The sequence below is a fragment of the Flavobacterium sp. genome, assembly GCF_049318325.1.
Taxonomy (GTDB): Bacteria; Bacteroidota; Bacteroidia; order Flavobacteriales; family Flavobacteriaceae; genus Flavobacterium.
The window spans coordinates 1-14,397 of the sequence record NZ_JBMOGQ010000053.1 but is presented as its reverse complement, the minus strand read 5'-3'; the positions used below and the strand labels follow the sequence as shown (position 1 = coordinate 14,397).

13 protein-coding genes are annotated in these 14,397 nt (G+C 32.6%); 7 read left to right on the top strand and 6 right to left on the bottom strand.

What is annotated here, in order from left to right; all coding sequences use genetic code 11:
- From ACOYLP_RS06475 to ACOYLP_RS06460, 4 genes are all read right to left on the bottom strand, one after another.
- Nucleotides 1-488, bottom strand: a 488-nt coding sequence (locus ACOYLP_RS06475) for a GIN domain-containing protein (RefSeq protein ID WP_422855366.1), incomplete at its 3' end; no start/stop codon positions are given.
- A gap of 115 nt (nucleotides 489-603) precedes the next feature.
- Nucleotides 604-1,344: a head GIN domain-containing protein gene (locus tag ACOYLP_RS06470; RefSeq protein ID WP_422855365.1), complete on the bottom strand. Its 741-nt coding sequence runs from the start codon at nucleotides 1,342-1,344 to the stop codon at nucleotides 604-606.
- Between the two features lie 2 nt (nucleotides 1,345-1,346).
- Nucleotides 1,347-3,095: a PspC domain-containing protein gene (locus ACOYLP_RS06465; protein ID WP_422855364.1), complete on the bottom strand. Its 1,749-nt coding sequence runs from the start codon at nucleotides 3,093-3,095 to the stop codon at nucleotides 1,347-1,349.
- Nucleotides 3,096-3,103: 8 nt separating this feature from the next.
- Nucleotides 3,104-3,433, bottom strand: a complete 330-nt coding sequence (locus ACOYLP_RS06460; protein ID WP_422855363.1) for a PadR family transcriptional regulator — start codon at nucleotides 3,431-3,433, stop codon at nucleotides 3,104-3,106.
- 217 nt (nucleotides 3,434-3,650) lie between these two features.
- On the opposite strand from ACOYLP_RS06460, the gene ACOYLP_RS06455 reads away from it, so the two are divergent.
- The 7 genes from ACOYLP_RS06455 to ACOYLP_RS06425 all read left to right on the top strand — a co-directional run bounded on the left by ACOYLP_RS06455 (nucleotide 3,651) and on the right by ACOYLP_RS06425 (nucleotide 10,881).
- Nucleotides 3,651-4,106 (top strand): DUF4442 domain-containing protein, encoded by a 456-nt coding sequence (locus ACOYLP_RS06455; RefSeq protein ID WP_422855362.1) that lies wholly within the window; start codon nucleotides 3,651-3,653, stop codon nucleotides 4,104-4,106.
- 169 nt (nucleotides 4,107-4,275) lie between these two features.
- A complete protein-coding gene (locus ACOYLP_RS06450; protein WP_422855361.1) occupies nucleotides 4,276-5,196 on the top strand; it encodes a TIGR01777 family oxidoreductase in 921 nt (306 codons plus the stop codon).
- Between the two features lie 300 nt (nucleotides 5,197-5,496).
- A complete protein-coding gene (locus ACOYLP_RS06445) occupies nucleotides 5,497-6,066 on the top strand; it encodes a nucleotide exchange factor GrpE (protein WP_422855360.1) in 570 nt (189 codons plus the stop codon).
- A 59-nt stretch (nucleotides 6,067-6,125) separates the two neighbouring features.
- Nucleotides 6,126-7,250, top strand: a complete 1,125-nt coding sequence (gene dnaJ, locus ACOYLP_RS06440; RefSeq protein ID WP_422855359.1) for a molecular chaperone DnaJ — start codon at nucleotides 6,126-6,128, stop codon at nucleotides 7,248-7,250.
- Between the two features lie 251 nt (nucleotides 7,251-7,501).
- Nucleotides 7,502-8,422 (top strand): ABC transporter ATP-binding protein, encoded by a 921-nt coding sequence (locus tag ACOYLP_RS06435; protein ID WP_422855358.1) that lies wholly within the window; start codon nucleotides 7,502-7,504, stop codon nucleotides 8,420-8,422.
- Nucleotides 8,423-8,498: 76 nt separating this feature from the next.
- Nucleotides 8,499-9,803: an ABC transporter permease gene (locus tag ACOYLP_RS06430; RefSeq protein ID WP_422855357.1), complete on the top strand. Its 1,305-nt coding sequence runs from the start codon at nucleotides 8,499-8,501 to the stop codon at nucleotides 9,801-9,803.
- Between the two features lie 28 nt (nucleotides 9,804-9,831).
- Entirely contained in the window at nucleotides 9,832-10,881 is a 1,050-nt protein-coding gene (locus ACOYLP_RS06425) for an outer membrane beta-barrel protein (RefSeq protein ID WP_422855356.1), read from the top strand.
- Here the strand turns inward: ACOYLP_RS06425 and ACOYLP_RS06420 are convergent.
- Both ACOYLP_RS06420 and ACOYLP_RS06415 read right to left on the bottom strand, forming a co-directional pair.
- Nucleotides 10,878-12,305 (bottom strand): L-serine ammonia-lyase, encoded by a 1,428-nt coding sequence (locus ACOYLP_RS06420; RefSeq protein ID WP_422855355.1) that lies wholly within the window; start codon nucleotides 12,303-12,305, stop codon nucleotides 10,878-10,880. The two genes, ACOYLP_RS06425 and ACOYLP_RS06420, sit on opposite strands and share 4 nt — an antisense overlap.
- Before the next feature lie 152 nt (nucleotides 12,306-12,457).
- Nucleotides 12,458-14,248 (bottom strand): acyl-CoA dehydrogenase family protein, encoded by a 1,791-nt coding sequence (locus ACOYLP_RS06415; RefSeq protein WP_422855354.1) that lies wholly within the window; start codon nucleotides 14,246-14,248, stop codon nucleotides 12,458-12,460.
- Nucleotides 14,249-14,397: the final 149 nt, after the last annotated feature.

Here is a 14,397-nt window from a genome sequence, read left to right as displayed (position 1 = left end):
GATTTTAAATTGAGTTCTACTTTCGATTTATCGTTGGCCATCAACGTGAAGTTTTTGGTTTTGGCATTCAGAAACAATTTAGAATAATCATAACTCTTAAAAGTGATGTTGTCTAAAATCAAATCGGACAAAGTAGTCACATTGGTTTCATCTTTGGCAATGAGCATGTTGAAATTGTCGTTGTAGGTAATACGTACACTAAGTTTTTTATAACTTGATATATCTCTAGAAGTTGAAATTCGGAGATTTTTGCCGGTTAATTTATAGTCGACAAATTCTATTAAATTATCATCGGCTTCTATTTCGAGTCTACATTCATTTCCCTTAATCAAAAATAATTCAAGGTTGTCTTCTAATTCAAGCGACTCAAAGTCTTCTACTTGTTTTTGCTCCAATTTAACAATTTTGGAACCTTTTACTTTTTCTTTCTTTTGGGCAAAGCTTAATGAAGTGATAAAAAGGAAACTTAGTATAATTATTTTTTTCATGAATTTACAATCAATGTTTTTACTTTATAAGTTCATCTTGTTTTCTGAACTAGACTCAGTGTCAAAAATAGAAAAAAAAACATCTCAATGAAAATTGAGATGTTTTATTAACTTATTATTTGGAAACACTTCCGCCAGAACTTTCTTCTTTAATTACAGTTTTCGGAGAACTGTTATAATCGATAGAACTTCCACTAGATGCTTTTGCTTTTAAACTCACTAATGGATGCACATTGGTTGAGCTTCCGTTTGATGATTCTGCAACGACATCATTAACCAATAAACCTTGAGCATTAATTGAGCTTCCACTTGAAGAATTAGTAGTAAGTTTTAGTGCTTTTCCGTTTACTTTCAGAGTACTTCCGCTAGTGCTTTCACATTTTACCACATCATATTCAATGTTAATATCTGCTTCACTGCCGCTACTGGTTTTTACACTTAAATAAGTTCCGTCAAATGTGTTTTTCGTACTGACCGAAGCACCACTTTTAGCTTCAAGTGCTTTTAAAGATGGCAGTTTAACACGAATGTTTTTTGCTGTAGCTTCATCAATATTTTTATCAGATGTAATGTATAGCGTTCCGTTTTCAACTTTGGTAGAAATATGTTCCTGAAAGTTTTGATCGGCTTCTACTTCTACAAAATTGGTGTCAGCTTTTTCCAATGTTAAGTTTAACCCGCGAGAGACGTCTACTTTTGAAAAGTTACCTTCAACATTACGTTTTTCTGTTGTCACGATTCCGTTACCATCGATTCCATCGCCGAAATGAACATCTCTTACATGACATGAAGCAAAAAGTGTAGCTGCTATAGTTGCGGCAATTATTTTGGCACAAAATACTACGAACTTCAACATGATTAGTTAGTTTTGATTATTATTCCGTGTTCGTCTATAGTAAGTTTTGACTTTTTTGGTTTTTCAGATTTGGTTTCGATAACTGTTTTACCATTTACTTTTACAGTAACCACATCAGTGCTATCATTTTCATTGGTGATAACTTCCGTTGTGCCGTTTTCAACATCGTTATATTCATTTTCATCTGCCGGACAATTCAAACATTTTACCTGAGAATCTTCAACTTTATAAATATAGTCACTTGAACTAAAGTGCAAATTGAAAAAGTTATTTTCGGTTATCTCATATTTTTGAACTGTCTCATCAGCTTTGAATAGGGTTCCTTTTGGTAAATACAAGAACAATTCTACTTTTTGACCTCTGAATTTTTGGTTAACAGCCGTCAATAAATAATTATCTAAGATTAATTGATTTCCTTCAATTTTATAACCGTATTTGATTTTTTCTGCGCGGTTTCTGGCTTCATTTGCTGATTTCCCAACGGCTAGTCTTTCAATTTGAATATAGGGTAAGGCTTCTTCCGTTTTCATAATTTCGATAGTTACATTATTAGAATAGATTATTTCATTGTTTTTCTCATCTTGTGTTAATCTGAAATCAGTATGGTCATAACTATTTTTCGAATAAAAATCGTTGTTTTTAAATTTTATTATTAACGTATCTGTTGGGGCTATATTAATAGTTTCTTTTTTAACTGTTTTTCCATCAAACGCTATTTGAGTTGCTTCGTTTATTCCTAGTGAAATTAAGATTCCAACAGCAATTATCCAAATACCTAATAAGCTGAATTTAACAATATTTCCAATCGATTTTAAGTTGGTTACCAATAATTTTAATCCAAGCATTAAGAAGAAAAACATTGGTATTCCAAAAGCTAAAAGCAATAATACTCCTTGAGCCCAGATAGGTGTTTCTAAACCAATTGGTGTGCTAATGTGATTTAGAATGTAGTTGTCCGGCATTGATGATGAAAAGATCATAAAGATAGAAGCAAAGCATATTCCCAATAAGGCAAATGAAGAGAAAACTAAAATTATGGTGCCTAATATTTTGGCGAAAACTTTGAAAACATTCATTAAAATTTCACCAATTCCGTCAGCTACTTTTGTAGCTCCTGCTTTTGCTTCGTTTCCCATTTTGTTATAATCGGCATTTTTAAATTTGTTAGAAACGCTTTCGAATTCTTCTCTTACTTTTTTTTCGATATTGGAAATGGTTACCGGCTCACCAGTCATTTCAAGTTTTTCAGAGGTAGTTACTGCTTTTGGCATCGCTATCCAAAGAATAATATAAGCAATAAACCCGGTTCCGAATCCGAAAAATAATATCAGGAATAAGATTTTTAACCAAACGGCGTCAATTCCGAAATAGTGGCCTAAACCTGTACAAACCCCAGCAATTGTTCCTCTGTCTTTATCGCGATATAATTTTCTAGATCTAGTATAGGGATAAAATGGTTCTGTAGTTGCTTTATCGTTTAAGTCATCGTCAATTCGGTAATCTTCTGGCTGTCCCATGATTACAATTACTTCATCAACATCTTTATTGTTGATTACATGTTTGTCACTTTTTTGTTTTTCAGTTAACAATTCAGCTACTCGCATTTCAATGTCATTCATTATTTCATCCTGACCGGAAGAATTAGAAAGGGAACGTTTTATTGCCTCAAAATATCGAGTTAATTTTTGGTATGCATCTTCATCTATGTGAAAAATTAAACCGCCTATATTACTATTTACTGTTTTGTTCATGATTTCTTTTATTTGTTAGTTGTGATGACGTTTACTGCATCAGACAATTCTGTCCATGTGCCATTTAATTCTGTTAAAAATGTTTTTCCTATTTCTGTCAAACCGTAATATTTTCTTGGTGGTCCAGAAGTTGATTCTTCCCAACGGTAATTGAGCAAACCGTCATTTTTTAGTCTTGTCAATAGCGGATAAACGGTTCCTTCTACAACAAGCAGTTTAGCGTTTTTTAAAGTGTCTAATATTTCAGATGTGTATGCTTCTTTGTCTCTTAAGATACATAAAATACAAAACTCTAAAACACCTTTACGCATCTGAGCTTTTGTGTTTTCAATATTCATAATACATGATTTATTTATTTTTTGATTACTAAATTCTTTTTTTTTAATGATTATAACTTTGAATACTTTTTATAAAAGATTAAATTCTTATACAAAGATACTTTTAAAAAAAGGTATTATGCAATACAAAGTACTAAAAATTAACATAAAATTAGCATTTTAGAACAAGTTGTAATCTATATATATTGTTGTACTTTTACAATAAAATATAGCTTTTATGGAGTTTATACCATTAAAATTAAACTTTTTTTTATTTTTTAAATTGCCTTCTGCTTTTTGGAGTGGTGTAAGAGTTAAGTCTATTTCAAAAGAACAATGTGTAGTAACAGTAAAGCACAGATGGTTTAATCAAAATCCTTTTAAATCAATGTATTTTGCCGTACAAGCCATGGCTGCAGAATTGACAACCGGTGCATTGGTAATGATGCAAATCAAAAAAAGTGAAAAAAAAATATCGATGTTAGTTGCCAATAACAATAGTAACTTTTCAAAAAAGGCTACCGGACTAATTACATTCACTTGCAATGATGGTCATTTGATAGAAGAAGCCATCAAACAAACAATTGCTACCGGTGAAGGACAAACTATTTGGATGAAATCTGTTGGAGTAAATGAAAAAAGAGAACAGGTTTCTGAAATGAACTTTGAATGGAGTATCAAATTGAAAGCATAGACAAAAGTTAAACCTATTACAATTGTGTATTACTTATTAGATATTGAATGTAATTTTGACAAACCCGAGGCGAAGACGAAACTAAGCTATAGCAAATTGGCAAACCAATTTTATGCAGTACAGCGACAATAGCAAATGTGAAAGCCGAAGGAAATAAAATAATTTCAAAATGAAGATTTTAATTACAGGGGCAACTGGTTTGATAGGTACTGAATTGGTAAAAGCATTACTTGCAAAAGGCCATACAATAAATTATCTTACTACTTCAGTTTCAAAGATTGAAAGCAAACCTAATTATCATGGATTTTATTGGAATCCACAGCAAAGTAAAATTGATGAAAATTGCATTTTCGGAGTTGACGTAATTGTTCATCTAGCCGGTGCTAACATAGCAAAGCGTTGGACAAATGCTTACAAACAAGAAATAATAGAAAGTAGAACTTTAGCGAGTGAACTACTTTATAATTTGGTTAAAAAAAATCCAAACCAAGTAAAACAATTTGTTTCTGCTTCCGGAACAGCTATTTATCCGGAAAGTTTTGATAAAGTTTATGATGAAAATTCCACAGAAACAGAAGATAGTTTTCTTTCTAATGTTGTAAAAAAATGGGAACAAAGTGCTGATCGATTTCAGGTTTTAGGGTTAAAAGTTTGTAAACTAAGAACCGGAATTGTACTTTCTAATTTAGGAGGTGCTTTACCTGAAATGGTAAAACCTATTAAAATGGGTTTTGGTTCTGTTATGGGAAATGGTAAACAACTACAATCCTGGATACATATTTACGACTTGGTTGCTATGTTTAGTTTTGCGATTGAAAACCAATTGAAAGGTGTTTATAATGCGGTAAGTCCAAATCCGACAAACAACCTGGACTTAACAACCGTCATTGCTAAGGCACTGAAAAAACCGCTTTTCCTACCCAATATTCCAGAGTTTGTAATGAAATTGCTACTTGGTGAAATGAGCTATTTACTTTTTTCCAGTAAAAATTTAAGTTCACAAAAGATTATTGATGAAGGTTTTCAATTTCAATTTATCAATATAAAAGAAGCTATTGAGGATTTATATTCATTAAAAAAGTGCTGTTAATACAGCACTTTTTTTTCTATAAAGATTCTTGAATTAATAATTTTTTAAAGCGATAAACTAACCTATAGTTATTACTTGTTTAATAAATATTCACAAATTTAATTTAAACGAAATCGTAACATTCTTAAAATTTTATTAAATTTTTATTAAAATTTGATAATTATTTCTGTTAAATTTTTTTATCAAACAAAATTAAATGACAATTTGACATTTTAAAAGAAATGGCAGTACTTTTGCAAACCGAAGATCATCACTCTTGGCGTTGCCGAACAGTTTAGAGTGAAGCGAAAAAAATTGAATATGAAAAATATTTTTAAAAATAAAAACTCGATGAATACTGAAAATCCAGAAAAAGAAACAATTATTGATGAAAATACAACAGAAAATAGTGTAAATGAAATTGAATCAGCAACCGAATTATCTATTGAGGAAAAGCTTCAGGAAGATTTAGCCAATGAGAAAGACAAATTTCTTCGTCTTTTTGCTGAATTTGAAAACTTCAAAAGAAGAACTGCAAAAGAAAGAATTGATTTGTTTAAAACTGCCAATCAAGATGTATTACAAGCCATGTTGCCTGTATTAGATGATTTTGACAGAGCAATGCTTGAAATTTCTAAATCAGACGATGATGTTTTATTGAAAGGAGTAGAATTAATTCATGAAAAATTAAAAACTACACTTGTCTCAAAAGGTTTAGAGCAAGTTGAAGTAAGAGTAGGAGATGCCTTTGATGCCGATTTTGCAGAAGCTATTACTCAAATTCCGGCACCAAAAGACGATTTGAAAGGAAAAATTGTAGATGTAATTGAAAAAGGGTACAAACTAGGTGATAAAATAATTCGTTTTCCAAAGGTTGTAATTGGAAATTAATTTATATTACAACTGAATAGAAAAGCGATTTATCGCGTTTGAATTTTATATAAAATATTATGAGCAAAAAAGATTTTTACGAAATATTAGGCGTCTCAAAAAACGCTTCCCCAGAAGAAATAAAGAAAGCCTACCGAAAGAAAGCGATTGAATTTCATCCTGATAAAAATCCTGGAAACAAACAAGCCGAAGAAAATTTTAAAACAGCTGCTGAAGCATATGAAGTATTGAGCGACGCTGATAAAAAAGCAAAATACGATCAATATGGTCATGCCGCTTTTGATGGAGCTGGTGGATATGGTGGCGGACATCACATGAACATGGATGATATTTTCAGCCAATTTGGTGATATTTTCGGCGGTGCTTTTGGAGGCGGGGGTTTTGGCGGATTTGGTGGAGGTTCTGGTGGAAATCGAAGAGTAAAAGGAAGCAATCTTCGTATCAAAGTTAAATTGACATTAGAAGAAATTGCCAATGGTGTTGAGAAAAAGGTAAAAGTAAAACGTAAGATACAAGCCCCGGACGTTAAATATAAAACTTGTTCAACCTGCAACGGGCAAGGTCAGGTATTAAGAGTTACCAATACCATTTTGGGTAGAATGCAATCGGCTACAACTTGTAATGTTTGTGGAGGTTCAGGTCAAACTATTGAAAGTAAACCCAATAATGCTGATGCTCAAGGAATGATAATGGAAGACGAAACGGTTTCTATCAAAATTCCCGCAGGTGTAGTTGACGGGATGCAATTAAAAGTTTCAAGCAAAGGAAATGATGCTCCTGGAAATGGAGTTCCCGGAGATTTAATAGTTGCCATTGAGGAGTTAGAACATGAATTTTTAAAACGTGAAGGTGAAAATCTTCACTACGATTTATATATTAGCTTTGCTGAAGCAGCACTTGGTGTTTCTAAAGAAATCGAAGCTGTAAATGGTAAAGTAAGGATTAAACTTGAAGACGGCATTCAGTCCGGAAAAATTTTAAGACTGAAAGGAAAAGGAATTCCAAGTCTGAATAGCTATGGCAATGGTGATTTGTTGGTACATATCAATGTTTGGACTCCAAAAAATCTAAACAAAGAACAACGTCAGTTTTTTGAAAAATCGTTAACTGATGAAAACTTTACACCAAATCCGGAAAAAGGAGATAAATCTTTTTTTGAAAAAGTAAAGGACATGTTTTCATAGTTAAAAAAATATTTTTACATTTGGTTATTACTTGGAAACAAGTAATTTCTTTTTCATAGCAATTTTTCCCATCCTTATGTAAAAATCAGGGTGGGTTTTTTGTAACAAATCATTTCATTTTATTACTTATTGCTTACTTTTACCAAAATTTAAGAAGCAAATTCGAAAAGGCAAATCCACAAAAATATTCAAAGTTCAAAATTCAATTTCCAAATTTTGTTTTTTTAATTTTTTGATACATATTTAAAACTATGAACAATATTCTTGAAGTAAACAAAGTAGTTAAGCAATATGGAGATTATACCGCGCTTAACGAAGTTACTTTAACAGTTCCAAAAGGTAGTATATACGGACTTCTCGGTCCAAATGGTGCCGGAAAAACTTCCCTAATTAGAATTATCAATCAAATTACTTTGCCCGATAGTGGTGAAATAATTTTGGATGGTGAAATACTAAAGCCGGAACATGTTGCATTAATTGGTTATATGCCCGAAGAAAGAGGTTTGTATAAAACCATGAAAGTAGGCGAGCAGTGTTTGTATTTGGCACAACTAAAAGGGTTGTCAAAACAAGAGGCAAAAAAGCAATTGGATTATTGGTTTGATCGTCTGGAAATTCAAGGTTGGTGGGACAAAAAAATTCAGGAGCTTTCCAAGGGAATGGCACAAAAAATACAATTTGTTGTTACCGTTTTGCACAAACCAAAGTTACTTATTCTTGACGAACCTTTTTCTGGTTTTGACCCCGTAAATGCTAATTTGATTAAAGATGAAATTATCGAGCTGAACAGACAGGGAACTTCAGTTATCTTTTCTACACATCGAATGGAAAGCGTGGAAGAAATGTGTGATTATATTGCCTTAATTCACAAATCAAACAAACTAATTGAAGGGAAACTTACTGATGTTAAAAAGCAATTTAGAACAAATAGCTATGAAGTTGGAATTTTAAGCGATAATATCGAAGGTTTAATGTATGATTTGTCACAAAAATTTACTTTGTCACAAACAGATTTTAAATCGTTGAATGACGAATTAAAATTAGAAATTAACCTTGGAAATGTTTCGCCAAATGATTTACTAAACATTTTGGTTCAAAGAGGTCAAGTAACTCATTTTGTCGAAAAAATCCCAAGTATGAATGATATTTTTATCCAAACGGTAACACAATAGATTGTTGGATAACAATAAATAAAGCAATTTAAATTCTAAGAAGTCTAATAATCTTAAAATCTAAGAAGTCTGAAATATGAGTAAATTAGTACTTATTATAAAAAGAGAATTTATTGCGAAAGTGCGCAATAAATCGTTCATTGTAATGACATTTTTGAGTCCGTTATTGTTTGTTGGTATCGGTGTTTTTGTTGGCTATTTAAGCACGATGAAAGCGGAATTAAAAACCATTGCTATTCATGATAAAACTGGTCAATTTGTAAAAGAGTTTAAAAGTGATGAAGAATATAACTATGTTGATTTATCTCGAGTTGATTTAAAAGTTTTAAAGGACAGTATCATCAGTGAAAGCTACGAAGGACTTTTAATTATTCCGAAAGTAGAAGACAATAACAAGCTGCAAAAATCCATTCAATTTGTTTCTAATGACAGCCCAAGTGTAACTTTTATTGACAATTTAGAAGACGTTATTTCTAAAAAAATTACAGCTGAAAACTTTCAAAAAGCGGGTTTGGATACTTTAAAAATCAATAAAGCAAAAGCTACTGTTGCTATTAATTTAGAAAAAGCATCAGGCGAAGAAGCACTTAAAGGATTAAACGAAATTAAAATAATAATTGGTGGTGCTTTTGGTTATTTGATTATGATGTTTATCATATTATATGGAAATATGGTTATGCGAAGCGTCATTGAAGAAAAAACTTCCAGAATTATAGAAGTAATTATTTCATCTGTTAAGCCATTTCAATTAATGATGGGTAAAATTATTGGAACATCATTAGCTGGAATTTTGCAATTTCTGATTTGGGCAATATTGGGGCTTTCTGCAATGTTTATTTTATCCAGTATGTTTGGAGTTCATATTGGAGCATCTGCAGAAGCGCAGGCGCAAGCAATGGAGAATGCACAACAAGCTGCAGGTAGTAATATTGGCATGTATATTAAAGAATTGTGGCATTTGCCAATAGCAACCATCTTAATTTCTTTCATTATTTATTTCATTGGAGGTTACTTTCTGTACAGTTCATTTTATGCCTCAATTGGAGCTGCTGTTGACAATGAAACCGATTCCCAACAATTCTTATTGCCTATCATAATGCCATTGATATTAGGAGTTTATGTTGGTTTCTTTACGGTAATGAATGATCCAAATGGGACAGTGGCAACTGTTTTTTCAATGATTCCGCTAACGTCCCCAATAGTAATGATGATGCGAATTCCGTTTGGTGTTCCGATGTGGCAGATTATCTTATCAATGGTAATTCTATTCAGTACTTTCTTTGGAGTTGTTTGGTTTGCTGCTAAGATATACCGTGTTGGTATTTTGATGTATGGAAAAAAACCAACATGGAAAGAGTTAATTCGTTGGATGAAATATTAATATTTTCTTATCCATTAATCTAAAATAAATGAAATATTTTTTATTTTTTTTGCTTATCTCACAATTCATTTTTTCACAGGAAAGAACTGTAGATTATAAAATTTCAGGTTATATTGAAACCTATTATGCTTATGATTTTAATACTCCAAATTCGGAAATGAAACTTCCGTTTATGTACAATTATAATAGACATAATGAGTTTAATGTCAATATTGGATTGCTTAGAGTCAAAGCGGAATATGAAAATGTTTATGCTATTATTGCATTACATTCTGGAACCTATGTTGATGACAATTATGCTAGCGAAAATAATAAATTGCTTAATGAAGCTTTTGTAGGTCTTTATCTAGATAGCGCAAAAAAGCAAACTATTGAAGTGGGAATTTTGCCTAGTTATATTGGATTTGAAACCGCTATTTCTTCAAGTAATCTTACTTTAACTCGTTCTTTACTTGCAGAAAACTCTCCTTACTACATGACAGGTGTAAAATATGGTTATAAACCCAATGAAAAATGGAGCTTGGCTTTTTTAGTAACCAATGGTTGGCAAAGAATTAAGCGAACCAATACCAAAATTCCACTAGCACTCGGAACTCAAATTAGCTATAAGACCAAAGAGAAGTCATTATTCAATTGGAGTTCTTATTTGGGTAAAGAAGTATATAATGACTATTTGGGCATGCGTTTTTTTAATAACTTTTATTGGGATTATCAATGCAACAGTCATTGGCGCATTATTTCAGGTTTTGATATAGGAATACAAGATATTGACCCTATTAAAACAGATTATCATGTTTGGTATAGTCCAGTGATTATGACTCAATATACTTGGAATAATAAATGGCAAACTACTTTCAGAGCAGAATATTATCAGGATAAAAATAATATTATTATAGCCTCAAATGGCGATTTTAAAACATTTGGTAGTTCTATAAATATGGATTACAATTTTAATGAAAAAGTAAAATTTAGAACCGAAGCACGGTATTTGCAAAGTCAAGAAAAAGTATTCCTAAAAGATGAATTACCTATCAATAATAACTTTTTTATTACCACGAGTTTAGCTTTTGAATTCTAACAATCTGCCACATTTACTGCTACAGCGAGACCGCCCTCTGAAGTTTCTTTGTATTTTGAGTTCATGTCTTTCGCGGTTTTCCACATGGTTTCAATTACTTTATCTAGCGGAACTTTAGCATTTTTAGCATCGGTTTCCATAGCGAGTTCTGCCGCATTTATTGCCTTGATTGCCCCCATAGTATTGCGTTCAATACAAGGAATTTGAACCAAACCACCAATAGGGTCGCAAGTCATTCCGAGGTGATGTTCCATAGCGATTTCGGCAGCCATTAAAACTTGGTCAGGAGTTCCACCCATAACTTCACATAAAGCTCCGGCTGCCATAGCAGAGGAAACACCAATTTCTGCTTGGCATCCTCCCATAGCTGCAGATATTGTTGAACCCTTTTTAAAGATGCTTCCAATTTCTCCAGCAACCATAAGGAATTGTTTGATTTCTTTTTCTCCAGCTTGATGATTTTCTATCACTAAATAATACATCAAAACAGCCGGAATTACACCGGCACTTCCGTTGGTTGGTGCGGTTACAACTCTTCCTAAAGCCGCATTTACTTCGTTCACAGCTAAAGCAAAACAAGAAACCCATTTAAGAATTTGACGAAATTTAACTTCGGTTTTTCGTATGGATTCTAACCATTCTTGCGGATTTTTGTAATTGGCCAAACCAATTAATCCCTGATGCATATCAAAAGCGCGTCTACGTACATTTAAACCTCCAGGTAAAATTCCTTCAGAATGACAACCAATGTACATACATTCAAGCATGGTCTGCCAAATGCGTATTAATTCGTGATGAATATTTTCTTCACTCCGCATCGATTTTTCATTCTCATAAACGATTTCAGAAATCGATTTTTTTTGAGAAATTGTGAGTTGTAATAACTCATCTGCATTTTGAATTAAAAACGGGAAAGCACATTTAATTTCCATTTTCTTTTTGGCATTCGTTCGCTCTTCTTTTACTACAAATCCGCCACCAATAGAGTAGAAGGTAGAAGTATATTCCGTATCGTCATTTAAATAAGCGGTAAATGTCAAACCATTTGCATGAAAAGGAAGAAAATTTTTATTAAAAACTATGTCTTGAAGAAAATAAAATGAAATGACAATATTGTTAGCTAAATTAATTTCGTTTTTGTTTTCGATATTTTTTATAATTCCGTCTATGTCTTGAACAGGAATATATTCAGGATCTTGTCCGCTAAGTCCAAGCATAATCGCTAAATCTGTAGCATGCCCTTTTCCTGTTAAGGAAAGTGACCCATACAAATCAACTTTAACTCGGATTATTTTATAGAACAAGTTTTCTGTTTGTAATTCAGATAAAAAGCGTTCAGCTGCACGCCAAGGTCCGAGTGTATGCGAACTTGAGGGGCCAACACCAATTTTAAGCATATCAAATACGGAGATGCATTCTTCCATAATACTATATCGATTTAGTTAAGCAAATATAGCTAATTACAGATTACGATTTGGGTAATTAAAAACTTAAACATTACTGAAATTTAGAAATTTAAAACAAAAAAAATCTCTTGTGCAAACAAGAGATTTTTCAACAATTAACTTAACTTAAACTAAAAACAATAACTATTTTCGGCTACTAATTTTGTTGTGATTGTTTCTCTCAATCCAACAATATTAGGCATATTGGAGTATTTTGTAAAACGGCGTAATCCCATAAGCATCATTCGTTGCTCATCGCCTTCAGCAAATGAAATAATACTTTCTTTTCCTTTTTGAGTAACCACATCAACAGCTTTGTATAAATACAATTTGGCCATAGCTATTTGCTCTTTTACATTTTCTTCACCTTCTTTTTTGGCTAATTTTTCTGTACGTAAAACAGTGCTTTCGGCCATATATATCTCTATTAATATGTCTGCAGCAGCTGTTAATAATTGTTGGTGGTCTTCTAAATTTGGACCGTATTTTTGAACCGCACCACCGGCAACCATTAGGAATGCTTTTTTCAATTTGCTGATTAACTCTTTTTCTTCAGAAAATAATTCAGAGTAATCAGGTGTATCAAAAGATGGAATACCCATCAATTCTTCCTGCACTTTTGAAGCTGGTCCAAGCAAATCAACGTGACCTTTCATAGCTTTTTTGATAAGCATTCCTACTGATAACATTCGGTTGATTTCATTAGTTCCTTCGTAAATACGGGCGATACGTGCATCACGCCAAGCACTTTCCATTGGTGTATCTTCCGAGAATCCCATTCCGCCATAAATTTGAATTCCTTCATCGGCACAATTTTGAACATCTTCAGAAACAGCCACTTTTAAAATAGAACATTCGATAGCAAATTCTTCTACGCCTTTAAGTTCGGCTTCCTGACGTGACGCCCCATCGGCTTCTCGCAATTTTATTCGGTTTTCAATATCTTTTGCTGCACGATAGGTAGCGCTTTCCCCGGCATAAGCTGAAGTTGCCATTTCGGCTAATTTATAACGGATTGCACCAAAACTAGAAATAGGTACATTAAATTGAATTCTTTCGTTAGCATAATTAACAGCATTGGAAGTTACACGTCGTTGTGCATCCAAACAAGCAGCAGCCAATTTAATTCGGCCTACATTCAGCGCATTCATAGCAATTTTAAAGCCTTCGCCACGACCAGCCAACATATTTTCAACAGGAACTTTTGTTTCATTAAAAAACACCTGTCGCGTAGAAGAAGCACGAATACCTAATTTGTGTTCCTCTTCATTCATTGTGATTCCGTTACTTGGATCATTTTCAATGATAAAACCAGTAATGTTTTTATCGTCTTCAATTCGAGCAAACACAATAAATAAAGAGCAGAAACCAGCATTAGAAATCCACATTTTTCCTCCGGTAATGTTATAATATTTTCCGTCAGCAGAAAGTACAGCTTTTGTTTTTCCTGAATTAGCATCACTACCGGCACCTGGTTCTGTTAAACAGTAAGCTCCAAACCATTCGCCAGAAGCTAATTTAGGAACATATTTTTGTTTTTGTTCTTCGGTTCCATAAAGCGTAATTGGCATCGTTCCAATTCCGGTATGTGCTCCAAAAGCTGTGGAAAACGAACCTGTGGCTCCTGAAATATAATCACAAACTAAGCACGTATCTACGAAACCCATTCCCATTCCACCATAAGCTTCAGGAACGGCTACGCTTAGAAATCCCATTTCACCAGCTTTCTTCATAACTTCTTCTGTGAAAGCATAATCTTTTGCCTCAAATCTATTTTTGTTTGGCCATATTTCTTTGTCAACAAATTCCTTAACTGAATCTCGCATCATAATTTGCTCTTCCGAGAAATCTTCCGGAGTAAAGATGTCTTCATATTTTGTTTCTTTTACGAGGAATTGTCCTCCTCTAGTTATATCGCTCATGACTTTATTATTTTAAATATTGTATTATTACCCTTAAGAATTTTTACCATTAAGAAGTTAAGTTTTTGCATTAAGAAAAGTTAAGCTTAATGAAACCTTAACTTTTCTTAATTACTTAATGTTTTTAAATTATAATATTTCATAAACCC